This window comes from Desulfovibrio litoralis DSM 11393 (assembly GCF_900143255.1).
Taxonomy (GTDB): Bacteria; Desulfobacterota; Desulfovibrionia; order Desulfovibrionales; family Desulfovibrionaceae; genus Frigididesulfovibrio_A; species Frigididesulfovibrio_A litoralis.
Genome location: NZ_FRDI01000009.1, coordinates 68,409 through 93,316 on the forward strand (window position 1 = coordinate 68,409; position 24,908 = coordinate 93,316).

The 24,908-nt window shown below is 37.8% G+C and carries 21 protein-coding genes; 18 read left to right on the top strand and 3 right to left on the bottom strand.

From position 1 onward, the window contains the following. The first annotated feature begins 56 nt into the window (after nt 1-56). The 13 genes from BT999_RS09190 to BT999_RS09250 all read left to right on the top strand — a co-directional run bounded on the left by BT999_RS09190 (nt 57) and on the right by BT999_RS09250 (nt 17,453). Nucleotides 57-2,519, top strand: coding sequence for a homocysteine S-methyltransferase family protein (locus BT999_RS09190; RefSeq protein ID WP_143145536.1), 2,463 nt, complete (start codon nt 57-59; stop codon nt 2,517-2,519). A gap of 24 nt (nt 2,520-2,543) precedes the next feature. Further along, nucleotides 2,544-3,035 (top strand): TlpA family protein disulfide reductase, encoded by a 492-nt coding sequence (locus BT999_RS09195; RefSeq protein ID WP_072697494.1) that lies wholly within the window; start codon nt 2,544-2,546, stop codon nt 3,033-3,035. Next, entirely contained in the window at nt 3,025-3,516 is a 492-nt protein-coding gene (locus BT999_RS09200; RefSeq protein WP_281246537.1) for an N-acetyltransferase, read from the top strand. The genes BT999_RS09195 and BT999_RS09200 overlap by 11 nt, the downstream gene beginning before the upstream one ends. 86 nt (nt 3,517-3,602) lie before the next feature. Then, nucleotides 3,603-4,154, top strand: coding sequence for a hypoxanthine phosphoribosyltransferase (gene hpt, locus BT999_RS09205; protein ID WP_072697495.1), 552 nt, complete (start codon nt 3,603-3,605; stop codon nt 4,152-4,154). Nucleotides 4,155-4,185: 31 nt separating this feature from the next. Then, nucleotides 4,186-5,664: a DUF3426 domain-containing protein gene (locus BT999_RS12540; protein WP_072697496.1), complete on the top strand. Its 1,479-nt coding sequence runs from the start codon at nt 4,186-4,188 to the stop codon at nt 5,662-5,664. Nucleotides 5,665-5,803: 139 nt separating this feature from the next. Next, the gene (locus BT999_RS09215) at nt 5,804-6,406 is read left to right on the top strand and encodes a hypothetical protein (protein WP_072697497.1); all 603 of its coding nucleotides are present in this window, start codon (nt 5,804-5,806) and stop codon (nt 6,404-6,406) included. Nucleotides 6,407-6,466: 60 nt separating this feature from the next. Then, nucleotides 6,467-7,501 carry a glycosyltransferase WbsX family protein gene (locus BT999_RS09220; RefSeq protein WP_072697498.1) on the top strand — a complete coding sequence of 345 codons (1,035 nt, stop codon included), beginning with the start codon at nt 6,467-6,469 and terminating at the stop codon, nt 7,499-7,501. An 81-nt stretch (nt 7,502-7,582) separates the two neighbouring features. After that, entirely contained in the window at nt 7,583-8,758 is a 1,176-nt protein-coding gene (locus BT999_RS09225; RefSeq protein ID WP_072697499.1) for a hypothetical protein, read from the top strand. 22 nt (nt 8,759-8,780) lie between these two features. Further along, nucleotides 8,781-11,126, top strand: a complete 2,346-nt coding sequence (locus BT999_RS09230; protein ID WP_072697500.1) for an ankyrin repeat domain-containing protein — start codon at nt 8,781-8,783, stop codon at nt 11,124-11,126. A gap of 415 nt (nt 11,127-11,541) precedes the next feature. Continuing rightward, the gene (hisD, locus tag BT999_RS09235; protein WP_072697501.1) at nt 11,542-12,855 is read left to right on the top strand and encodes a histidinol dehydrogenase; all 1,314 of its coding nucleotides are present in this window, start codon (nt 11,542-11,544) and stop codon (nt 12,853-12,855) included. A 241-nt stretch (nt 12,856-13,096) separates the two neighbouring features. Further along, nucleotides 13,097-14,110, top strand: a complete 1,014-nt coding sequence (locus BT999_RS09240; protein ID WP_072697502.1) for a TRAP transporter substrate-binding protein — start codon at nt 13,097-13,099, stop codon at nt 14,108-14,110. Between the two features lie 236 nt (nt 14,111-14,346). After that, nucleotides 14,347-16,227 (top strand): TRAP transporter large permease, encoded by a 1,881-nt coding sequence (locus BT999_RS09245; protein ID WP_084650674.1) that lies wholly within the window; start codon nt 14,347-14,349, stop codon nt 16,225-16,227. Between the two features lie 503 nt (nt 16,228-16,730). Then, entirely contained in the window at nt 16,731-17,453 is a 723-nt protein-coding gene (locus BT999_RS09250; protein WP_072697503.1) for a GntR family transcriptional regulator, read from the top strand. Between the two features lie 282 nt (nt 17,454-17,735). On the opposite strand, the gene BT999_RS09255 is transcribed toward BT999_RS09250, so the two are convergent. The 3 genes from BT999_RS09255 to BT999_RS09265 are packed head-to-tail and all read right to left on the bottom strand — an operon-like array spanning nt 17,736 to nt 20,546. Beyond that, nucleotides 17,736-18,737, bottom strand: coding sequence for a TRAP transporter substrate-binding protein (locus BT999_RS09255; RefSeq protein WP_072697504.1), 1,002 nt, complete (start codon nt 18,735-18,737; stop codon nt 17,736-17,738). A 19-nt stretch (nt 18,738-18,756) separates the two neighbouring features. Next, nucleotides 18,757-20,040, bottom strand: coding sequence for a TRAP transporter large permease (locus BT999_RS09260; protein ID WP_072697505.1), 1,284 nt, complete (start codon nt 20,038-20,040; stop codon nt 18,757-18,759). Further along, nucleotides 20,040-20,546 carry a TRAP transporter small permease gene (locus BT999_RS09265; protein WP_072697506.1) on the bottom strand — a complete coding sequence of 169 codons (507 nt, stop codon included), beginning with the start codon at nt 20,544-20,546 and terminating at the stop codon, nt 20,040-20,042. Before BT999_RS09265 ends, BT999_RS09260 begins: the two co-directional genes overlap by 1 nt. Nucleotides 20,547-20,832: 286 nt before the next feature. Here BT999_RS09265 and BT999_RS09270 point away from each other — a divergent pair, with 286 nt between their 5' ends. The 5 genes from BT999_RS09270 to BT999_RS09290 all read left to right on the top strand — a co-directional run. Then, nucleotides 20,833-21,675 carry a class II fructose-bisphosphate aldolase gene (locus BT999_RS09270; protein WP_072697507.1) on the top strand — a complete coding sequence of 281 codons (843 nt, stop codon included), beginning with the start codon at nt 20,833-20,835 and terminating at the stop codon, nt 21,673-21,675. Between the two features lie 127 nt (nt 21,676-21,802). Further along, complete coding sequence (locus BT999_RS09275; protein WP_072697508.1) at nt 21,803-22,717, top strand: PfkB family carbohydrate kinase; 915 nt, start codon at nt 21,803-21,805, stop codon at nt 22,715-22,717. 182 nt (nt 22,718-22,899) lie between these two features. Beyond that, the gene (locus BT999_RS09280; RefSeq protein ID WP_072697509.1) at nt 22,900-23,103 is read left to right on the top strand and encodes a tautomerase family protein; all 204 of its coding nucleotides are present in this window, start codon (nt 22,900-22,902) and stop codon (nt 23,101-23,103) included. Between the two features lie 44 nt (nt 23,104-23,147). Further along, on the top strand, nt 23,148-24,551 hold the full coding sequence (locus tag BT999_RS09285; protein WP_072697510.1) for a pentapeptide repeat-containing protein: 1,404 nt from the start codon (nt 23,148-23,150) through the stop codon (nt 24,549-24,551). Between the two features lie 166 nt (nt 24,552-24,717). Continuing rightward, nucleotides 24,718-24,908 (top strand): hypothetical protein (locus tag BT999_RS09290; RefSeq protein WP_425429662.1); only part of this gene is annotated, 191 nt, incomplete at its 3' end.

Genomic DNA, 24,908 nt, shown 5'->3' on the forward strand with positions numbered 1-24,908 from the left:
ACTAAATTTTTACTCAGATATTAACTTATTTCTAACAATAAATTACGGAGCTTATCTTGCGAATACTCAGAGAAATTTTAAAAAGCGGAAAACGCCTCTTTTTTGATGGTGCTATGGGAACTATGCTTCAAAGTCGGGGTCTGCCTCCGGGGGCGGGGCCTGAACTTTTTTGTTTGGAAAATCCCGAAATATTAAAACAAATACACCGAGAATACGCCAGAGCCGGAGCGGACTTTTTAACTACAAATACCTTTGGCGGGAACCGTTTAAAATTACCTGCCGGAACAAATGTTGTTGAAGTTAATAAACGCCTTACGTCCTTGGCGAGAGAAGTTGCAGATGAAGAATTTTCTCGTAGCGGTCGCAAACTTGTTGTTGCCGGGAATATAGGACCAACAGGACACTTTCTTAAACCGCTTGGTGATTTAAGTTTTGAAGAACTCGTTGATGTTTTTCGGGAACAGACCAGAGGTTTAATCGAAGGCGGAGCAGATTGTTTGATGATCCAAACCCAAATTGATATAAGCGAAGCAAGAGCCGCTATTTTTGCCGCTCGTACTTTGTGTCAAGATATGGGTATGAGCCTTCAAGATTCAATTCCAATCGGTGTAACCATGACCTTTGAAGGGAATAGATCTTTAACGGGTTCAACTCCGGAAGTTTTTGTTGCTACTATGTGTAACATGGGCGTAGATTTTTTAGGTACAAACTGTAGTGCCGGACCAAAAGAAATCTATAATGTTGCAACGAGTGTGATTGCAAATTCGACAGTTCCGGTTATAATTCAACCTAATGCGGGTTTACCCGAACTTGTTGACGGGAAAACCGTTTTTAACCTGACTCCCGAAGAGTTTGCCGATTTAACCAAAGAGTTTGGCGTACTTGGTGCGGAAATACTCGGTGGTTGTTGCGGAACAACTCCGGCACATATCGCCGCCTTATACAACGCCGCTAAAGAAATTCCGCTTATTCCGCGTCAAAAAGTTGAAGGGCGTATTTCTTTAACTTCTCGGACTAATTTAGTTCAGGTTGGTTTAGATTTACCCTTTGTTTGTGTTGGCGAACGCATAAACCCCACAGGCAAAAAACAACTGACGGCTGAACTTCAGGCGGGCGAATTTACTCAAGCAATAAAATATGCCGAAGAACAGATACAAGCAGATTCAAAAGTGCTTGATGTCAACGTTGGGGCACCTCAGGTAGACGAAACCCATCTTTTGCCCTCTTTGGTACAAAGGCTTTCTTCGCAATTTAATACTCCGTTATGTATAGATAGCTCAAATATTTCGGCAATAGAAGCCGCTCTTAAGCTTTATCCCGCTTCTCCTTTAATCAACTCTATTAGTGCTGAAGAGGGTAAACTCGAACGTCTTGGTCCTTTATGTCGAGACTTGGGAGCCCCTTTTATCTTTTTACCGTTGAAAGGGCGTAAACTGCCTGAGACAGCCAAAGAACGTATTAATATTCTTGAAGACTTTTTGAAGAATGCCGAAAAACTCGGTATCCCGAAAGAGTTGATTATTGTTGATGCCCTTGTTTTAGCGGTTTCATCAAAACCCGAAGCCGCCAAAAGTTGTTTGGAATTTGTGCGTTATTGTTCTCAAACTTTAAAATTGCCAACGCTGATGGGGCTTTCAAATATTTCGTTTGGCTTACCCGCCAGAGAGTTAATTAATTCAAGCTTTTTAACCTTGGCGGCCGGTGCCGGTTCAAGTGCCTGTATCGCTAATCCGAGCAGTTCGAGAATTAGAGAAGTTATAGCCGGAACAGACCTTTTGCTTCATAAAGACCCGCAAGCAGAGAGGTTTATCGAGCGTTACAGTGCATGGACAGCGGAAAATAATACGCTTAATCTCGGAAATGATAACTTAAAGTCGCCTAAAGTCGGCCCGCAAAATATTTTTGAGGCTGTTGTTAAAGGTGATAAAGAAGCCACTCTCAGATTTTTGGAAGAAGAGCTTAAAAGCGGAATAGAACCATATGTTCTGGTCAATCAAAAACTGATTCCGGCAATTACCGAAGTTGGCAGAAAATATGAAAAGAAAGAATATTTCTTGCCACAACTGCTCCGTTCCGCAGAGGCAATGCAAGCCGGTTTTGCTAAGGTTAAACCTTTGCTTGAAAAAGAAAGTGCACATCAAGCACGCCCACGCATAGTTATTGCCACGGTTGAGGGCGATATTCATGATATAGGAAAAAATATCGTGCAATTAATGCTTAGTAACCACGGTTTTGATGTTATAGACTTGGGTAAAGATGTTAAAGCCAAAACCATAGTTGAAAGAGCCAAAGAAGAAAATGCGGCAATAATCGGGTTGTCGGCTCTGATGACAACAACGATGGTGCGTATGCAAGAAACCATAGACCTCTTGCAAAAAGAAGCATTATCTATTAAAGTTATGATTGGTGGAGCCGTTGTAACCGAACACTTTGCCAAAAGCATAGGAGCTGACGGCTACTCTACCGATGCGGTTGATGCTGTTCGCTTGGCACAAAAATTATTAAATATAAAAAATTAACCTAAAAATCATTCGGGGTGCAACATGCAACGTGTTCATAAATTGAGCCTAACAGTCTTTTTTGTTTTTATGAGTATCTTGAGTATAAGTTTGATGAGTTATACAAAGTCTTTTGCCGCTGAACCGGAATCAATGAGCTTGGCACAATTTGACGAAGCTTTGGCAAACTCAAAGGGTCAAGTGGTTTTGGTAAACTTTTTTGCTACTTGGTGTCCTCCGTGTAAAGCGGAAATACCGGTTTTACAAAGACTTTTTGCTAAACATCCGGCAAACAAACTTAAAGTTATTGCCCTGTCTGTTGATGAAGAGACGGAAGAAGTTTTACCGTTTATGCAAAAATTAGGGGCGAAATATCCTATTTTTCTTGCTCAAAACGACTTATCCGAAAAATGGAATCTTTACGCTATTCCACGCCTTTTGATCTTTGATAAAAGCGGAAAATTGGTTAAAGACCATGAAGGAATGATGTCTGAACAAGAGTTAAACAGCTTGGTGGAGAAATATCTTGGTCAATAAAGAAGAAATAAATTCTTCAAACTTTATATTGCGTAAAGCAAAAATAAAAGATGTAAAACAAATACATGCCTTATTGATGGAATCAGCCGCCAGAGGAAAACTTTTGGCACGCCCGTTAAACCAGTTATATCATCATTTAAGAGAGTTTGTTGTTGTTGAAACAGAAGCCGATAAACCGATTATTGCCTGCGTTGCACTTTCTATTACTTGGTCAGATAGTGCGGAAGTTCGCTCTTTAGTCGTTGATGAGTCTTATCAAAAACTGGGTTTGGGGCGAAAACTTGTTGAACATTGTATAAAAGAAGCAAAAGAGTTTGAATTAAAAAGAGTTTTTACTTTGACTTATCAAGTAGACTTTTTTAACAAATTAAATTTTAAAGAAATTACCAAAGATCAATTACCTCAAAAAATATGGGCAGATTGCATACATTGTCCAAAGTTTCCGGAATGCGATGAAACTGCAATGATTTTTAATCTTTAAACTAAGGCACTTTTTAAGACAAAACAAAAACATTTGTCTTAAAAAAATCTAAACATTAACTAAAGAAACCAGATAAAAGAACCGATATGCAAAATAGTAAAGACAGCTTAAGTGTAGTTTTTTCAAAAGAACAAATTGACGAACGCATAAATGAGCTTGCAAAAAATATTAACGAATATTATCGTGAGGCGTTAAAGGCAAACGAACAACTGCTTGTTGTTTGTGTATTACGAGGGGCAGTTTTGTTTTTTGCCGATTTGGTTCGCCACCTTGAAGGTAACATTGAGTTAGATTTTGTGCGTATTGCCAGTTACGGAAAAAGTACAAGTTCTTCGGGTCATGTAAATTTTATTAAAGATTTAGAAATCGATATTCAAGATAAGCATGTTTTAATAGTCGAAGATATTGTTGATAGTGGATTAAGCATGAACTTTTTGTTAAAACAACTGGAAGTGCGTAACCCCAAAAGTTTAAAACTGGTTGCTTTAATCAGTAAAACAGAACGCAGAGAAAACGAAGTTAAAGTTGACTTTGTTGGTTTTGATAAGGCAAACGGTTTTCTTGTTGGCTATGGTCTTGATTATGCCGAAAAATATCGCCACCTTCCGGCGATTTATGACCTCAAATTATCAAACTAAACCTTTATAAAATATAGTTTCGGGTAGACAGATGATTGTAGCTTGTCCAAATTGTTCAACTAAATATAAATTACCGGACGAACAGGTTCGCCCTGGGGCTAAAGCTCGTTGTTCTGTATGTTCCGAAGTTTTTTCTATTGAACCTGATTATAATACGCCGCCGCCTAAAAAACAAGCGGATAACAACTTAGAAGACCTACTTTTTGGTGAGGACAATTCTAAAGAACCCCAAGTTCCTGTTTCTGATCAAACTAATTCTGAAAAAGAGATAGAACAAAAACAACCTACAGGTAGTGCGATTGACGAGTTAGACAATGAACTCGATGACCTTTTTGGTGAATCAAAAAGCCCTAACCAACCTGTTTCCGCCCAAAACTCAACTCCAAGCCCAACCCAAAGTTCAGCCCAGAATAATGTGATTGATGATAATGAGCTTGATGCTTTAGTCAATCAACCGAAAAATCAGGAAGTTACTCCGCCTCAAAAGCCAAGTACTATGGCTGATGACCCTTTTTCCCATCTTGTAGACGATAGCGGTACGGATTTTGGAGACCTTTTTGATGAGATAGATCCTAATTCTTCAAAAAAGAACCCACCTATTCTTCACGCTCCGGAACAGCAAAGTGAAATGCTGGAGCAACAAAAAGCCAGTGAGCGTTTGGCAAATCGTGCCTTTAAAATGAGTGCCCAAAATCTGGAAGCAGAAAATACACGAGCGAACAGGAAGTCTGCTAATGATTTAGATTTTGATCTCAACGAAGAAGAAGCTCCGTTGATTTACGGAGAGCCTGCGGCAGGTTCAAAGGGTAATACCAAACTTTCTACAAAAAATGACTATCAACCGCCAAGTCAAAATGCAGAGCCTATTCCCCCTTTAGCTCAAAAGAAAGAAATTCCTTGGGGAAAAATCGGGGCTTTTGCCATGATTTTAATCGTGTGTATCGGGATTGGCGGATATTTTTGGTATAGAGAACAACAACGAGCTGCTTATGAAGCGGCCCTCGCCGAACAAAGAGAACGTCTCAAGTTATTTGAGGTAAAAATAGAACATCAATTTGTAGTTGCCAACGAAAAAAATGTACCGCCTCAGACTAAAATCGGAAATTCAGGAGCGGCATCATCAACCGTCAAGGGTAAGATTTTTGTTGTTACCGGAACAGTAACCAACAACTTTCCCATGCCCAAAAGCGATATTCGTTTAGTTGCCTCTTTGCTTGATGCCGAAGGTAGAGTCCTTGCCAAAAAAGAGCAATTTGCCGGAACAACGGCCACTATGTTTCAACTTTCAGTCATGGACGAAAAAGACCTTGAGGCATATCTTAACAGCACAGCCACTATTTTGGAAAATAATTCCGTAGTCTTGCCAAATACCAGCATTCCTTTTACTTTTGTTTTTTATCGTGTTTTTGATAGGGCGGCGACAATTCAAGTTAACGTCATTAGTGCAAATGATGCGAGAATCTTAAAAGACAATAATGCCATGGACGGCAAAAACATAAAAAAACAGTAAGCATTGTTTGCTTATAGCCAAGTCAAAGGGAAAGTTAATTTTTCTGTAAAAAAGAGTGTCTTTCTGACGAAAGCTGCTCTGAGACTCTTGTTCAATAGTCTAAATATAGAAAGCTATAAACAGACAGTGGGGTTTTAAAATGTCAGACGTTGAAGGGCTAGTGGGGTTAGTGGCTTCTGTTATTGTTGTTGTCGGTCTTTTTTCTATGTTTTTTTATGTGAATATTACGAAAAGTTTTAAAGTGGCTCTTAAGTTTAATCTTTTGAAAATATTCATAATGTGTGTCTTGTTCTTTTTTGCCTTGCCCCCTCTGCAATCTAAAGACGGAATGCGTTTAGGTTTTTTCTTTGATCTATTTGAATATATTCTCTATTCTTCTATAACAGTTATTCCTTATCTCATAAGCTTGATCTTTAGCTTCGTTTTAATAAAATTCCTCAAAAAAGATGTGCAAAAATATGGCGAACGTAGTGCCAGTTTAATCTTGGCTTTAGCAGCATTGTGCTTGCCGCTTTTTTTTATTGTATTGAATGATATTAACTTTTCGTTTAATTCTATTACAGTTCGCTTGATTGTAATCCACCTCTTTGTAACCTTGTATTGTGGGGTTATCTTTTTTATTTTTCGTTTGATAAATAAAAAAACAATGTCGCTAAAACTAATTGTTTGCTATCCTTTTTTATTATATGTAATATTTTTAAATATTGTATCTATGAATCTGATTGGAAAGCCCGAGATTTAATGTGAAAAATTTTTATTATTGTAATAAGAGAAATGTAAATACCTTTTAAGGAGCGTGTTAATGGTAGAACCGATAGCCATATACTTGCCACAATTTCATGAAATAGAAGAAAATAATCTTTGGTGGGGAAAGGGATTTACGGAATGGGTCAATGTAAAAGAGGCAAAGCCGTCATATAACGGCCACTATCAACCGCATATTCCTCATAAGTCAATCGGTTATTACGATCTTTCAGACGAAGCCTTTTTAATACGCCAACATCAACTCGCTTATCGTTATGGGGTTAAAAATTTTTGTTATTATTATTATAATTTTAACGGAAAAACTTTGTTGGAAAAACCTTTGCGTTCTATTATCTCGCGTAAAGAGATTAAAAACCGTTTTTGTTTGTGTTGGGCAAACGAAAATTGGACTCGGGTTTGGTACGGTATGGATAAAAAAGTTCTTATTGCCCAAGAATATTCAGAAGCCCACGCCGTAAGATTTATACAAGATATTACGCCATATCTAACCCATGAACGCTATATTTGCGTTGATAATAAACCCATGTTGCTTGTATACCGCCCCGAATTGGTTGAAGACTGTCAACGTTATGCCGAAATTTGGCGACGAGAGGCAAGAGCTTTGGGTTTTGCCGATTTATATTTGGTGGCGGTCGAAGCTTTATCTCATGATGTTTCACCTCAAGAATATGGCTTTGATGCGGCTTTGGAGTTTGCACCGGATTGGCGTATGACCCACTTAATTTCCCCGCCGGAACAAAAACCTCGTGTCTTTGATTATCCTGCAACTGTTGCTAATATGTTGCAAAAAGCCGTTCCTGATTATACTCGCTTTCGTTGTGTATTTCCGTCATGGGATAATTCGCCAAGATATAAAGGTGGGGGCGTCTTATTTGAAAACACCTCGCTTGGGGCTTTTCTCTTTTTCTTGGAAAACACCATTAAATATACTAAAGAGAAAGTTCCTGAAAATGCTCAATATTTTTTTATTAATGCGTGGAACGAATGGGGTGAGGGTTGCCATCTTGAACCTGATGAACGTAATGGCTTATCTTTTTTGCAGATTTTACATAAAGCGTTGATGAAGGCTTAAGTTAAAATTTAAAATGATTTATTAAAATTATAATATTTGCACTATAACTACTTAATAACTAAAATATTTAGGAGCATTACAATGAAAAACCTATCTTGCACTATGTTTTGCATTCTTTTTTGTTTATTTTTTTCTTCTTTGGCTTGTGCTGAAACAAAAAAATCAGACCCTGTTATTTGGTCTTATTATGAAGACGGATATGAGCTTTATGCTCCGCAATTATCTAATGATAATAAATTTTTGACACTGGTGCGTAAGCGTCATTTGCCCGATGGACATGAGGCAGAAATGTTGTCGGACGCCGAATTAAAGAAATTTGATGATGAAGTCAAGAAAAACTCACGTTTTGCAGATCCCGAAATTACCTTAATAGGGATTAAAGACAAAAGTAAACAAATGATTGATTATGGTTGGGATCCGATTTTTTCAAAAAATCAAACCGAGATTTTTTATGCACATCAAGTCAAGCCTATTTCCGGTTTTCGTATGTTAGCCGCTACAATGGCAGGGAATGAAATTCGCTCTTATGACACATTAAAGAATGAAACAATAGCACGCCCCAGTTTTGGTTATTTATCACAACCTCAAAATGGCGAGAACAATACGGTAATTTTTGCTTTATCTGATGGAGTAAATGGTGATTATGGCGGTAATATCGGGCTTGGTATGGTTGACCTTAAAACCAAACAACAAAAGGTTTTATATGAACCCAGACAAGAACATAAGCTTTATCACCTCGTAAACAAATTTGCAGGATATAATGGAAGCAATATAATCTTGCGTCGTCGCCCTTTAACAGAGGGTGTTTATCTTGCTGATGCTTATGCGGCTGAACTTATTGAAGTTCCGAGTGAAAAGATTTTATATAGTTGGGGCGAACTTAAAGAGAGACAAGACGTCGACTTTAGAATATGTTCAAATCAATTAGAAGTTTATGATGAAAAATGGCAAACTTTAAACAAAGTTGAATCTCGCTTTAATCCCAAGCAATATGGTTTTTCAAGCCCAAATTGTGAATATATCGCCAGTATTAACGAAGATGATAAACAGATAAAAATTTATTCCACAAATGGAGAGGTAATACTTGATTGGAAACCCCAAAGCGGACGTATCCTTGAACATGCTTGGTCGCCTGATTCCACTCGCCTTGTGCTTTTAGTTAGTCATGGTTTAGATTTTAACGATAAGGGCGAATATGAAGCCTTTAAATTTGATCAGATTGTAATCTTGTCTGTTGATGACATAAAAATCAACTAAAAAAACTTTTTGGGAGTCCCAAATGCGTATTTTATCTCTTGGTATTTTATTTGTGTTATTATTTTCCAATAACGCTTTCGCTTTTAAGGGTGAAGCCGCCGAAGCCATTTTATATGAAGCTGTTTATAACCAAATGGAACGTGAACGCATGGAACAAGCGGGCGTAAAAAAACTGCACCCCGAAGGTTTTTATAAAATTTGTGCATCAGGTACTCTGGACGAAGTTAAAAAAGCTATAGCTGAAGGAGCAGACCCTAAAATCCCTGATGCTGACAGAGGACAAACAACTTGCCTGCATGATGCCGCCACTTTTAATAAAGATGAACGTGTTATTGCCCTGCTTATCAAAGAAGGCGTTAATATCAACGCCCAAGGCAACTTAAATAAACGCACGGCCTTGCACCTTGCTATTTTAGTCAATCCGAATGCGGCAGCCATTATTAAAGAATTGGCAAAAGGGAAGCCTGATTATTACCTGACTGATACAAAGGAGTTAAACCCGTTTGTGGTAGCCATTAGTGGGGCGGTAGACCAAGAAACAGGCTCATATTATGTGCCTGATGAAGCTGTTCTTTTGGCTCTGCTTGATGCTAACCCTGATTATGCTAAACAATATGCTAAAATTTCAGATAAATACAATCTTATAGAGCTGTATTTTTCTCGCTTTGATGGTGGAACGCTTAACCCCAATAAAATTAAGCCGAGTGCAAAGGTTGTTGAACGCCTTATCAAAGGTGGGAACAACATAAACATAACTGTACGCAAAATGGGAAGCACTGAACCTCTGTTGTTTGCGGCAATTGATTTTGACAGCCAAGGAAAATACCAAGGCGAAACTCCAACAGACACACTGACCAATCTTTTTTTGAAGAATGGAGCTGATATATACGCAACAGATGACACAGGAGAGCTGGCAATCCACAAGGCAGCTTTTAATGGTAATGCTAAAGTAATTAAAGCCTTGCTTGCACTTGATAAAAAGAAGGAACTCGCTAAAGTTCAAGATGAGTTTGGAAACACTCCCTTGCATGACCTCACCGAGTGGCGAAGTGTAGAGCTTCCGACCTGCGGAAAGTTATTAATTGATGCGGGGGCGGATATTAATGCACGAGATAAAGACGGTAATACGCCTTTTTTAATGATTGCAAAAAGCTCTGATATTCCACGCACTCGCTTTGAAGCAGATGACGATTATAAAAAAGGCGTAACAGAACGTCAAAAGGCAGTTAAGTTTTTGCTTGCTAACGGAGCAGACATTAAAGCGACTGATAACAAAGGTAGAAATCCTTTACACTCTTTAAGCAACGCAAGGGTACTTTCAAAGCCAGACCTTGAACTGTTTATTAAGGCAGGGGTAGATATTAATGCACGAGATAAAGACGGTAATACACCACTTATGCTATTTGTTATTGCATCAAGAGATAGGTCGGACTATTATGATGAGCAACAAATTGCGATGTTTACAAAAAATCTTCCTATCTTAAAAGAGCTTGGTGCAGACCCTAAAATTCAAAATAAAGATGGAAAAATCCCTTATGACTTCTTACATAAGAATTTTTTGGATAAAGCAAAAGACGAAATCGCTTTTTTAAAAGTAGCAGGCAAAGATGAACCCACTTTGTTTAACGTCTGTGAAAAGGGTTGTGATGAAAAAACTATTAAAGAAGCACTGGCAAAAGGCATGGATATTGATGTCGTAAGGTCAGGCGTAACCCCTTTGCATATGGCGATTGCATCAAAAGATGAAAAAACCGTAAAAGCCCTGCTCGCCTGTGGTGCTCCAATTGATAAAGCGAGTGATAAGGGTGAAACTCCACTTGGAGTAGCTTTTAAAATGGATCAGTATGATATAGCCTCTACTCTTATAAAAGCCGGTGCGAATCTTAACAAAGAAGGCTTTATGGTTACTGATAGCAACAAAAAAAAGTTTATTACTTCTTATGTGATTGGGGCTGTACTTTATAACGATACGAAGATGTTTGAACTTTTAATGCAAGGAAAGCCCGACCTTGAGTTTAAAAGTCACATCTGGTCTGATAGTCGTGGAAATAAAGCATGGACTGGGTCTTATGATGAGGGGTGGGATGTATGGGCTACAAATGGTACACCACTACACGCAGCAATAGTGACAAACAATCTCGCTTTTGCCGAAAGACTCATACAAAATGGTGCTGACCCTAATGCGACATTAGATAGAGGGCTTTCTACCCCCTTGCACCTTGCGGCATTACAGAATAACAAAGCTCTGGTTGAGTTGCTTTTCAAACATGGAGCAAAAATATATAGCAATAATTTTGATAAAACACCTTATGATTATGCAACAAATAAAGACATAAAGGCACTTTTAAAAAATATTGCTTCCAAATAGATTTCTAAAAAAGCAAAACAGCTTTTATGTTAAAATTTAAAACGATAAGTTCACAGCTTTAATTTTGTTTTTGGAGTGTTTTTCTAACGAAAGCCACTATGAGATTATTGGGAGATTATTGCGAAACTATTACGAGATTGTTATTAAATAGTCTCTGATCATGACCGATTTAACAGGATTTATTTACTGTTTCGGTCATGATTTTTTTTATTTTTTTATACTTCGAGAAAGTTTTCACAAATATGCTTGACAATCTTGTATTATATATCTTATATAAGACTTAAGCGAGAGTATTATCTCAAAGCCTAATAAACGTTCTCTAAAAAATGATTTGTAAAGTCTTTAAAAAGACTTTTTATTATAGGTGGTTATGTCAATGATTATTAACCTTTAAAAGTTTTTTAGGAAAAAGAAAATGGAATATTTAAAAAAAGCAGGCACTTCAGCCGAAGAGTTTAGTAACACGGCTCGTAAAGTTGTAGAAGAAATTTTGGCAGATATTCGTGCTAATGGCGAAGAAGCTGTACGTCAGATTGCTAAAAAGTTTGATAAATGGGATCAGGATTTTGTCCTTTCTCCTGAGAAAAAAGCTAAACTGATTGCAAAGGTTAGCGAAGAGCAAAAAAAAGATATTCGTTTTGCTTATGAGCAAGTTTTAGCTTTTGCCCAAGCACAAAGAGACAGCATTAAAGATTTTGATATTGTTACTCCTGCGGGTGTGCGTGCCGGACAAAAAGTCGTTCCTATGGACGTTGCCGGCTGTTATATTCCCGGTGGACGTTTTGCACATACTTGCTCAGCTTTGATGAGTATTGTTACTGCTAAAGTTGCCGGCGTTCCATTCGTTGTTGCCGCCACTCCTCCTCGTGGCGATAGCATAGACGCTTCTGTCTGTTACGCAATGGATATTGCCGGCGCTGATATTATTTTGGAAATGGGTGGCGTGCAAGCGGTTGCAACCATGGCTTATGGTCTTTTTACAGGAAGAAAAGCCAATATTATCACAGGTCCCGGAAACGCTTATGTTGCTGAATGTAAAGCAATTTTGGCGGGTGAAGGTGTTTGTGGAATTGACTTGTTTGCCGGTCCTTCCGAAATTGCTGTTTTAGCAGACAAAAACGCCGACCCAATGACCGTTGCGATTGACCTTTTATCTCAAGGCGAACACGGCACCAATTCTCCTGTTTGGCTCTTTACTGATTCACGTGAGTTAGGTGAAAAAGTTATAGAAATAATGCCAAAACTGATTGCCGATATGCCTGATCCTGCTACTCCTTTAAAATCTTGGGAAGATTACGGCGAAGTAATTCTTTGTAAAGATAAAGCAGAAATGATAAAAATAAGCGACACTTACGCCCCGGAACACTTAGAAGTATTGTGCGACGACTTAAATTGGTGGCTTGCTAATTTAACTTCTTACGGTTCTTTGTTTATGGGTGAAATGAGCACTGTTACACACGGTGATAAATGTGCCGGCCCTAACCATATTTTACCAACCAAAAAAGCCGCACATTTCAGCGGTGGTTTAAACGTTCATAAATACTTAAAAATCTTAACCTATCAAGAACCATTAACACTTGAAGCCTGCAACACCGTCAGTGAATACGCCTCTCGTCTTTCTCGCCTTGAAGGTATGGAAGGACACGCTAGAGCCTGTGATTGGCGCCTTACAAAGTTAAATCCTAACAAGAAATGGAATTTTCCGGTATACGTGCATCCAAAATACTAATTTTTTAATTAGTTTAATTGTGGTTTTTATTGATTAATATTTTTTAAACATTCATCTTTAAGGAAGGTCTTTTGTATCTTCCTTAAAGAATATACCTCTTATGTTTTATGTCTTGAGTACATGAAATAACACACAATAGCCTGCGACTGGGGTATTACTAAAGTAAGCCCCAACAAGAATGAAACTTTCCGGTATACGTGCATCCAAAATACTAACCTTTAACCATTTGTATAGGTGTATTATGAAAACAAAACTGATTTCTTTTTTGGTTGTGGCTTTATCGTTTTTTACGGCTAGTGCATTAATGGCAGCCGAACCTTATACAGGAAAAACAATTAAATTGCGTATTGCGTCTCCAAGCCCTAATGGAAGTAATATGGTGCGTGGCTATGAAAAATTTGTTGAACTCGTTAAAGAAAAATCAAACGATAAAATTCAAATTAAACTTTTCCCCAATGCTGTTTTAGGAAGCGACCGCACAACCCTTGAAAGCGTACAACGCGGAACTTTGGATATGGCTTCTTGTTCATCTCCGAATATGGCGAGCTTTGCTAGAGAATATATGGTTTTTGATTTGCCTTATATTACTTCACCTGAATATCAACAAAACCTTTATAATGCTTTAGATAAAGGTGAACTCGGAAAATATTTTGAAACTGTTGCTAATCGTATAGGCTTAACTACTATTATGTGGAGCGAATACGGATATCGCAACTATGTTTCAACAAATAAACCATTAAATAACTTAAATGATTTGAAAGGTTTGAAAGTTCGTACTACGGATTCTCCGATAGAAGTTGCTGTTGCAAAATCTTTGGGAATGGTACCTGCTCCTGTATCTTGGGGTGAAACTTTTACCGCTTTACAACAAGGTACTGTTGATGCCGAGGGTAACAACTGGGAACACTTAGTTACCGCAAAGCACATAGAAGTTTTAAAATATGCTATGGATTCACAGCATAACTATAGTATGCATATTCTTATGATGAACAAAAAAGCTTTTGATGCCCTTCCTCCGGAAGCACAAGCGATTCTTCGTGAAGCCGCCGCCGAAGCTTTAACTTGGCAACGTAAAATTTCTGAAAACTTAGACGAAACTTCTAAAAAAGCAATGCTTGATGCCAAAATTAAATTCCATGATTTATCTGATGCAGAAAGAGCAGAGCTTAAAACCAAAACCAAAGTTGTTTGGGACGAGTTTAAAAAAGAGTTAGATCCAAAGGCGTTAGAGCTTTTACTTTCTACTCAAAAATAAAAACCATATAACGGCATAATCGTTTTCTTGTAAATTGGTGGGCATTAATTTATATGCCCACCAAAAAAAACCCACGCATAGTTAAACGGGAAAAGGTTTTTCGGAATATTAGAGACTATTACACAATAGTCTTAGAGTGGCTTAAGACGTTTTAAGCTTGTTTCCGGCTCTCTTTTCTATTGGGTTTTCTCTCTGCGACAGGGCGTTGTAACCCTTTACACAAGGAGTTTTGTGTGATGCAGCCGGCTCAAGTTTCAACAAGGACAGATAACCATTCAAAAGTATATACATTTTTTTCATATATAAACAATAATCTTGAAAAACCTATTATAATTACAGGGCTTATAGGTTCTATCCTGCTTATAGTCTATCAATCTTTAGGGCGCTATATTTTTTCAAAATTTATTCCATGGATTACAGTTCCGGTTTGGACAGAGGAACTAGCTCGCTTCCTTTATATCTGGGCATCATACATGGCTATTCCCGTAACCATTCGTTTAAGAAGCAGTATTCGAGTTGACGTCATTTATGATAAACTTTCGCCTAAAGTACAGGGTATAAGTTGGATAGTTGTTGATTTAGCCTTTATGCTTATGTCGGCATGTATTTTTTATACCAGCTTGAGTTATCTGAGTATGCAATTGGAATATCACCAATATACTGCTGCGTTGCGTATTCCTTATTATATTCCTTACTTTGTTTTGCCTCTTGCTTTTGGGCTTATGAGTTTGCGTTTGCTTCAAGATCTTGTAAAACAAGCTATAGAGTCGGGTTTTATAAATAGTTGTATAGGTGTTGTGGTTTTTGTTCTTTTGTGTGTGCCTGTCTTTTTTTCTCAAGATATTAATGTGCTTTGGCTTTTATTCGGCTATTTTTTGGTAATGTTGTTTTTGGGTGTTCCAATCGCTATTTGCTTGGGGCTTGCCGCATTAGCAACTATAGTCGGAGCTGATACCCTGCCTATAGATTATGTGGCACAAATTCCTTTTACTTCAATAGACAGTATGCCGATTATGGCGATTCCGTTTTTTATTACTGCCGGGGTTTTAATGGGTGCAGGCGGGCTTTCTAAGCGTATTCTTGACCTTGCCGATTATCTTCTTGGAAGTTTACCGGGGGGAATAGCCTTAGTTAGTATTGGTGCGAGTATGTTTTTTGCCGCAATCAGCGGTTCGGGTCCTGCGACTGTTGCGGCGATTGGTATGATTACTATTCCCGCAATGATCGAACGAGGTTACGATAAATACTTTGCAAGTTGCGTTGTTGCGGCGGCGGGTGCGATAGGGGTTATGATTCCTCCGAGTAATCCTTTTGTTGTTTACGGGGTAACGGCACAAGAATCTATAGGCAAACTCTTTATGGGCGGTATTATTCCCGGAATTCTCACAGGTTTGGGGCTTATGATCTACGCTTATTTTTATTCCAAGAAAAAGGGTTGGCTTGGGGTTGCCCGTGAAAAAAATACTAAAGAATTTATTCGAGTTTTTTGGGAAGCAAAATGGGCATTGCTTGTTCCGGTTATCGTGCTTGGTGGTATTTACGGCGGAATAATGACTCCGACTGAAGCGGCGGCAGTAGGTTCATTATATGGTTTTATTGCCGGTATGTTTCTTTATAGAGAGTTATCATTTAAAAAACTGTTTGAATATTTACAAGAAGCCGGTGCAGCTTCGGCGGCTATTATTATTCTTATTGCCATGGCGACTTTATTTGGAAATATTATGGCTATTGAAAGTGTTCCTGATGCTATGGCGACGCTTATTCTTAGTATTACCAATAATAAGATATTGGTTTTGTTAATGATAAATCTATTTCTTTTATTTGTTGGAACTTTTATGGAAGCCTTAGCAGCGATATTAATTTTAACTCCGATTTTACTGCCTATCGTTGTAAAACTTGGTGTTAACCCTGTTCACTTTGGGGTTATTATGGTTGTTAACTTGGCTATTGGATTCGTAACGCCTCCGGTTGGAGTAAACCTTTTTGTCGCTAGTTCTATAAGTAAGTCAAAGCTATCTGATCTTGCTGTTGCGATTTTACCTTTCTTGGCGATTATGATTGCCGTATTGTTCCTTATTACCTATGTTCCCGCCTTACCTATGATGTTTATTAACTAAAAAATATGATTCTGTTTTATAAAGGAAGATACTTTTTGTATCTTCCTTTGTTTTATTAGAGAGTATTCATAGTAGTTTCTAAGTGGCTTTTGTTATGAAGACACTCCAAAAAGCACGCATTAATAAAAAGCAACTGGTGGGCTTTGCCTGCCGGTGGGCATTAAAAAACTTGGGGTGGGCTTCGAGGTATCCCAGAAATAAAGGGAAAATTTAATTTTTATGTAAAAGGATTAGGTTTTGTAGCTTAAAAAGCATAAAACGATGATAAAAGAACGTAAAATGGAGTTTCGTAATGGTCTTTATTAAAAGATATTAAAATAAATTATTGATTTAATTTGTATAATTTTAAGTTGTTTTATCGGTTTAATAAGTTTAAAAGCTTGACTTTATATACATAGTCATTTAATCGGATTAAATGAGAAATTAATAATATATATTATATATTACATATTTGTTTAATTGATAAACAATTGTAATATACAGGCAGGTCAGAAAAAGATATTATGAAAAAAATTAATTTTATTCCTCTTTATCTTCAAGTAAAAAACGATATTCTTAGTAGAATCCTTGCCGGAGAATGGCCTCCTCATACCTTTTTGCCAAATGAATTTGTGTTGGCAGAACAATATGGCGTAAGTCAAGGAACTTTGCGTAAAGGATTGGAAGAATTAACTTTAGAAAAATATATCGTCAGAGCACAGGGAAAAGGCACTATTGTTGCCCCTATTGACGAAACTTCTTCGATTTTTCCATTTTATCTTTTGTATGATAAGAATAACACAAGAATTTTTCCGTCGACCGAAACTTTAAAAACCGAGTTACTCTCTCCGCCTGTTCATATTGCTGAAAAATTAAGAATTAAACCCACTGATTCCGTTATGTTTGCCGAAAGAATCAGAATTCTTAATGGAAAGACTATGTTAAACGAGGCTCTTTATCTTTCGCCAAGCCCCTTTCCGCCGGATACCCTTAAAAATCTTAAAACCTTGCCAAATACCGTTTATGCTTTTTATTTAAAAGAGTTTGGAATTCGTATAAGCCATGCAATAGAACAAATGATTGCGGTTATGCCTGATGAGTCTGATATTCAACGCTTAAACGTAAAACCAAACGAACCTTTGTTGATGGTTTGTCGAATTTCATATGATGTTAACAAAATTCCCGTTGAATATCGAATAAGTAAAATAAATTCACAGGAATATGCTTATAAATTTAAAATTAATTAAAGCCAACAAATGAGACTATTGTGAAATGGTCTCTAAGTGGCTTTAGTTAGGAAGACACTCCAAAAAACACGAATAAATCCAACGGCTGACTTTGCCTGTCAGTTGATTTGGGGGCTTTTGAGGCTTAAAACGCTTTACTATGTTCATACAGAACCTAAAACGATGATAAAAGCACGCAAAACAGAGTTTTTCAATGGTCTTAAGTTGATTATTTATTGTTCATAAAAAAAAATACTGCCCGATAAAATCAAGCAGTATTTTTTATTTTAACTTGTTAAGAGACTAAGGTTTTTTAATATTTAAGGTTTTAAGAATTCCGTTAAATAGTTTTTCGTCTTTGATAAGTTTGTAATAATCGGGCCAAATAGCACGAGATTTATCTATCCAAACTTGTTCGTCGCTTGGGCGACCGTCTAAAACCATGCCGTTAGCAAGCAATATCTTTTTGCCGGCTTCGTCCATTTTTGCGGCTTCGGCAATAGCGTAAGCAGTTGCTTCACGTCCGGCTTTTATAATAGCTTCTTGTACTTTTGGGCTTTGTTTTTCAAACCACATTTCAGAAACAACAAGTGGGTTAATCGCCAGTTTGTAACGCAGATCGGTTACATATTTTTGAACTTCATAAAACTTTAACGAAGCCAAAGAAATATAGGTCATTTCAAGCCCGTCAACAACACCTTGTTGCAAAGCACTGAACAATTCGCCAAAAGCAAGAGGAACACCATCAGAACCCCAAGCTCTAAAAGTTGCCAATTGAATAGCGTTATTAGGTAGGCGTATTTTTAAGCCTTTAATATCGTTAATTGTTTTTACGGGTTTTTTGCTGTTGCTTAAAACACGAAAACCTTGAACGCCCCAAGCTACGGGACGCACATCGCTCTCGGCAATCATAACACGCACAAGGTCAGCTTCGTTTTCTTTAAGCACCTTGGCAAATTCTTCATTGCTGGTAAATAAAAAAGGAAGATCCAAAGCACTGTACGAAGTTGCGAAAGAACTTACGTTGTTTGATGCTAAAACAGTGGCTTGAATAATGTTGGTTTGTACATCTTGGAAGGCGTTTTGTTCCGCACCGATTTGTCCACCGGGGAAGATTTCTACCTTAACGTCCACACCAGAGGCTTCTACCAACTCTTTAAATTTAAGAGCCAAAACTTGATACGGGTCTGAAGGGTCTGCCACGTTACCGTGTGCAAGCTTCATTACAACTTCCGCCTGAGCCGGCTGGATCATAATCGCAGCCAAAAACATAGCCATTACAATACGTTTCACATGCTTAAACATTGTTTTCTCCTTTTTTAGACTATTTTCCTATAAGGTTTGGTAGCCAGAGAACAAGCTCTTGTCCAAAACTTACAAACATGAATATGGTTATAATTAAAGCCAAGGTGAACGGAATAATTGCCTTGGTTGCCCTTTCCAAACTGATATTTGTTATATTCATAACTATAAAGAGGTTTGGTCCGAGAGGCGGACTCAATAAAGCGATTTCATTTGCCATTACCCAGATTATTCCAAAGAAAATAGGGTCAATTCCAAATTTTGTAATTACCGGAATAAGAATTGGTGCTAAAATAACGATTGTCGCAAGGGTATCCATAAACATACCCAAAAAGAACAGAAAGATTACAATAAGATATAAAACAACGGTCGCATTATCGGTAACACCAAGCAGTAAAGCAGTAAGTTTTTGCGGTACTTGATAAAGAGTTAAAAAGTGTCCGAAAAGCATAGAAACACCGACAACAACAACCATAGTAGAAACCGAGAGAATAGTTATACGCAAGGCAACAATAAAGCCTTCCCAATCTAAGGCTTTATTTACAATACCAAGAAGAAGCGCATAAAATACGGCAACACAAGAAGCCTCAACCGGTGTAAAAATTCCCGAATAAATTCCACCAAGAATAATTACAGGGGTCATTAAGGCAAAAAAGTTTTTACGGAAACAAACCATAACGTCTTTTACGCTATGTTTTTTTGTTGAACCGCCAAAGCCTTTCTTTTTTGCAATAGCGTAAGCCGTTAGCATAAGTACCAAACCAACCGTCAAACCCGGAACAACACCTGCTAAAAAGAGGCTTGAGATAGAAACGTTGGCAATAACACCATATAAAATCATCGGGTTACTCGGTGGAATAAGAATTCCTAAAGTACCACCCGTAGCACAAACCCCGGAGGCATAATCAATAGAATAACCACGGCGTATCATAGAAGGTATCATAAGGCTTCCCATCGCCGCAACAGTACCCGGCCCGGAACCAATAATAGCGGCAAAAAACATACAGCCTAAAATAGTAACAATGCCTAACCCGCCCATCATACGACCGACCAGCATTTCACAAAATTCTACTATTTGTCCCGCTATGTTTCCTTTTTCCATTAGAGAACCGGCTAAAATAAAAGCAGGAACAGCCAAAAGGGGAAACATTTCCGTTATTTTATATAAATCAAGAGGAATAATAGACATCGGCGTTGAACTAAAAAACAAAACAAAAACAGTAGCCGCACCTATTGCAACGAAAATAGGCACACCGATAAACAAAAGAAAGAAAAGTGCAATCCAAATAAGAACTGTAATATCCATTAGTCATCTCCTGCATGAAATAGTGGAGAAAAATCCCTGTCTTTTATCATAATTACCCAAAGCTGTATAATGCGGATACTTTGCAGGGCAAAACCCAGAGGAATAATTGCAAAAATCCAACGCAAATCAATTAACAAAGCACCGGAAATTTGTGGTCTTCTTGCCATCATCTGAATATATTCAATGCAATAATAAATAACAACAAGATTAAACGCCAGCCAAATGAGCGAAGATAACGTTGCACAAGCAAGGCGTATTGAATACGGAAGTTTTTTAAGATGGGCACTAACCCGTATATGAGTATTGTATCTTGCACCAATAGCCGCCGAGATATAAACAAGAGCGAGTAAGGCAAAACGCGATAATTCTTCCGCCCAACCTATTGAACGCCCAAATCCAAATCTGGCGATAACTTGAATAAACTGTAATCCGATAATACTGAACAACATTACACCACATAGGGCGAGTTCCATATTATCAAGATATTTTAAGGTTCTTTTCCACATTTATCCCTCCTACTTAAAAAGGTGTTGTCAATCAGCATTTTTTGATTTAGTATAATTATACAATAATGTAATTATACTAAATTGTACTTTTTCTGATAATATGCTACACTAAAATCTAAGTCAATCTTTTATGACAATTAATTGTATTTTATGTAACTATTTCATGTTAGAGCTTGTTTCCTCTGAATTAACTTGCTGTATATGTTGTATTTTTTTATTTATAAAAATGTAATGTTTTTTGCTTAATAAACATTTTAACTCTTTTTAACCGAGCGAGGTTGCTGTTATGAAATTACATACGATTAAAAATTTATTTGCTAAATCTGAAAAAACTGATTGGGCTTTGCCTCATTTTAATACACATAATGCCGAGCTTGTGCGTGCGGTAATTAAAGCGGCTGAGGCGGAAAAGGCTCCTGTAATTATTGCGGTTGGCCCTTCTTCTATTTCCCACCTTGGTTCTTTGGCGGCTTTAAGTGAGTTGATTAAAGTAATGGTAAAAGAAAGTTCCGCTTCTGTTGCCTTACACCTTGATCATGCTAAAGATATTAATTTGGTGAAAGCGGCTCTTGATTGTGGTTTTAGTTCCGTAATGTTTGACGGTTCTTCTTTGGAGTATGCCGAAAACGTAAGACTCACCTCAGAAGTTGTAAAAATGGCTCATGATAAGGGTGCTGATGCAGAGGGCGAAATAGGAATGGTGCCACACGGAGCTGATGCAATTGGCAAAACTCCTTTGACAGATATAGAGCAAGCTCTTGAATTTGCTGAAAAAACAAAAGTTGATTTGTTGGCGGTTTCTGTGGGTTCTTCTCACAGTATGCGTTCACAAGACGCCACTTTAGATGTTGAATTGATCAAAAAAATCTATACGGCTGGAAAAGTTCCGCTTGTTTTACACGGTGGAAGCGGTGTTGTTGATGCTGATATTAAGCGTGCTATTCCTTGCGGTTTGCGTAAAATTAATATTAATACGGCTTTAAAAATGGCGTTTGTAAACGGAATTGAGAAAGAATTGGCAAAAGATAAAACTATTGACATGCTTCCTTTATTCCAAAGTGGAATGAATAGTGCCGAGGCTTATGCGATTGATCGAATTAAGCTTTGTAATGCGTCAAATAGGGCGTAAATGTAATAGTCTTAATTTACTAAGGTTGCCGAAATCAAAATGTTTTTAATCTTGAATTTCAAGAAAACGGCTTGATTTGTCTTGGTTTTTTATTAACTTATCAATAATTTATTGAAGACTTATATCAATGAGACAAAAGAAAATATTGTGTATTGGAAATGCGGTTTTAGATCAGCTCTTTTTTATGAATTCCATGCCACACAGAGCGGGAAAGTTTTTTGCTGAAAGTTTTTTGGAAGCAGGGGGCGGACCGGCTGCGACTGCCGCTGTAACAATCGTTAAACTTGGTTGTTATGCCAGACTTTGGAGTAGGATAGGCGAAGACTCAATCGGCGACCGTATAGTTTCCGAGCTTCAAGGTTTTGGCGTTGATATGACGGGTCTTGAGCGTTTAAAGGGCGTGTGTTCTTCTTTTGCTTCTGTTGTTGTTGATAAAAAAGGCGAGCGAATGATTATCGGTTATGTTGACCCTAATTTGCCGAAAAACGCCGATGGTTTACCGCTTGAACAAGTAAAAGATTTTGATTGTGTTTTGGCTGATGTACGTTGGCTCAAGGGAGCGGAAGCCGTACTTGAAGAAGCAAAAAAACATAATGTTCCTACTGTGTTAGACGCTGATCTCTGTCCTGATGTCGAGGCTTTGCAACGTCTTGTTCCGTTAGCTCGCCATGTTGTTTTTTCAGAGGGCGGGCTTAAACAATATAGCGGAGTAAAAGAGTTGGAAGTCGGGTTGCATCTTGCGGCAAAACTTGCACCAAATTCAACGCATTATGTTACTTTGGGGCATCGAGGTTGTTTGTGGATTGAAAACAATCAGATCAACGCTTATCCCGCATTCAGAGTGGATATTGTAGATACAACAGGTGCGGGCGATGTGTTTCACGGGGCTTTTGCCGTGGGAATCGCCGAGGGTATGTCGGCACAAGAGATTATTAGGTTTGCGGCGGCAACGGCGGCTCTTAAATGTACAAAAGCCGGCGGAAGAGCGGGAATTCCCGATAGAGCCTCGTTAAATTCTTTTTTACAAGACAAAAATATTTAAGACTATTTTGCAAGGGGCTTTATTTAGTTTTTTGCGAGGTTTAAGTTTTAAAGCTTCGAGATTTTTGTATAATTTATTATAGTTTTGCGTTAAAGTTTAGACGGTTGTAAATATAGATTTACGCCGTCTTTTTTGTTATTATCAGAAAAACAAAATTATATTTGTAAAACAAGGAGTAAAACATGCCATTTATCAACATAAAACTCACCGGCGGAAGCGAAGCCCCGTCTAAAGAACAAAAAGCCGAACTTATTAAAGGTGTTACGGAAGTAATGGTGCGGGTTTTAAATAAAAATCCGGCAAGCACGGTTGTGATTATTGAAGAGATAGATATGGACAACTATGGCTTGGGCGGCGAAAGTATTACGGAAAGACGCAAAAAGTAGGGGGGGGTGTGGTTTTTTTATATATTTAAGCCCAAGGTGTCGCTATGATAACGGAAGAAGAAAAAAACGCATATTTTATTGAACAGAATATGCGTTGTAATATTGAGCAATATCGGCTGTTAAAAAAATGCTCTGACATCCAAGATCTTACAGAGTGGAATAATTGGAGAGAAGAGAATCCTGACGAAGCAATTGTTTTACAAGGTGCGAATTTAAAGGGTTTTTTCTTGCGAGGGGCAAGTTTTAGCTATGCAGAGTTGCAACTGGCAAATTTTGAAGATGCTAAATGCCAAAAGGCAAACTTTGAAAATGCTGAGTGCCAGTGGGTACGATTCTTTAGAGCCCAATGTCAAGGGGCAATATTTTGGGATACTGGATGCCAGCACACAAATTTTCAATTTACCAAATGTCAAGAGACACAATTTACTGATGCTAAATGCCAACATGCAAATTTTTGGAAAGCAAATTGCCAAAAGGCAGATTTTAGAGATGCTAAATGCCAAGCGACAAGCTTTGAAGATACTGAGTGCCAAGGAGCAAATTTTAGTAACACAGATTGTCTAAGGGCAAAGTTTTTTGGAGCCAATTGTCAGGGGGCAAGATTATTAGAAGCCAATTTGCAAGAAACAAATTTTACCTATGCTGACTGCCAAGGTGCAAAATTTTCGATGTCACAATGCCAAGAAAGTAAATTTACTGGTGCCAGATTACAAGGAACAGAATTTATCCTAACACAATTACAAAACACCTGCTTCGACTCCACTACTTTTGATAATGTTACTGCTTTTAGCTATTGTGATATTGACAGAAAAACAAATTTTAGCTCAACCAGCCTTAGTTCCGTAATTATAGACCCAGGTAGGCGGGCTTTATTAGAGCGAAATATTAGAGAGATACACTGGACAAAGTGGTATGGCGAAACGTGGTGGGCTAAGCTTAACCCTAAGTCGTTTTTGACTCGATTTTTTTGGTGGCTGACTGATTATGGCTTTAGCAGTAAGCGTATTTTACTGTTTGGCTTTGATATGATTGTATTTTTTGCGTGTATTTATACGCTTTTCCCTGAGATGTTATCTATTGGTAGTACGAAGTTAGCATCACCAAACTTCTTTCAAATGTTAGCGTTTTCAGCGTCCACTATGGTTACTTTAGGCTTTAGTAATATTAATGTGGCGGTTACTCAATTAAAGCCTAGCGGTGGGGGAATGTTTTGGGTAACTTTCAATTTGATGATGGGTTATTTTATCTTAGCGGTTTTAGTAACCAGAATAGGTATTTTATTTCAAACTCTCGCCCCGGGGTATGAAGTTCCAGAAGAAACAGATGAAGAAACGAGCTTAGAACACAAGAATAATGCCAATAAAATAATAACTGGTGATGTAATTTGGTTTTTTAAATTAATACTTTATGTTATTGCACTATATTGTATTGAAATGCCATTTAAGTAAATTGATGTGCTGTGATCATGTTTTGGGGTGAATTTTTTATCTTATACTGGCTCTCCCTCAAAGACGGGGGCAGGTAGAAAAAATCTAATAAAAAAGACATACTGCCATAAAGCGGTATGCCTAACAGGGCAAAACGCGATTCCGACCAAAGAAAGGAGATCGCCCTGTGGAAAGAATTCTAATCGGTTTGCCAGAATTTACAATAGAAAATGTTGTTTCCGCCAAACCCGTGGTATTACAAGTTTCTTGGATGGGACAGGCTGTTTGCCCGCATTGTGGCAGCAAGCAACTGCGTATCAAGGATAGTTTTTGGAGAAGCATAAAAAATATACCATTGCGTGCAAGTCCTTCGTCTTT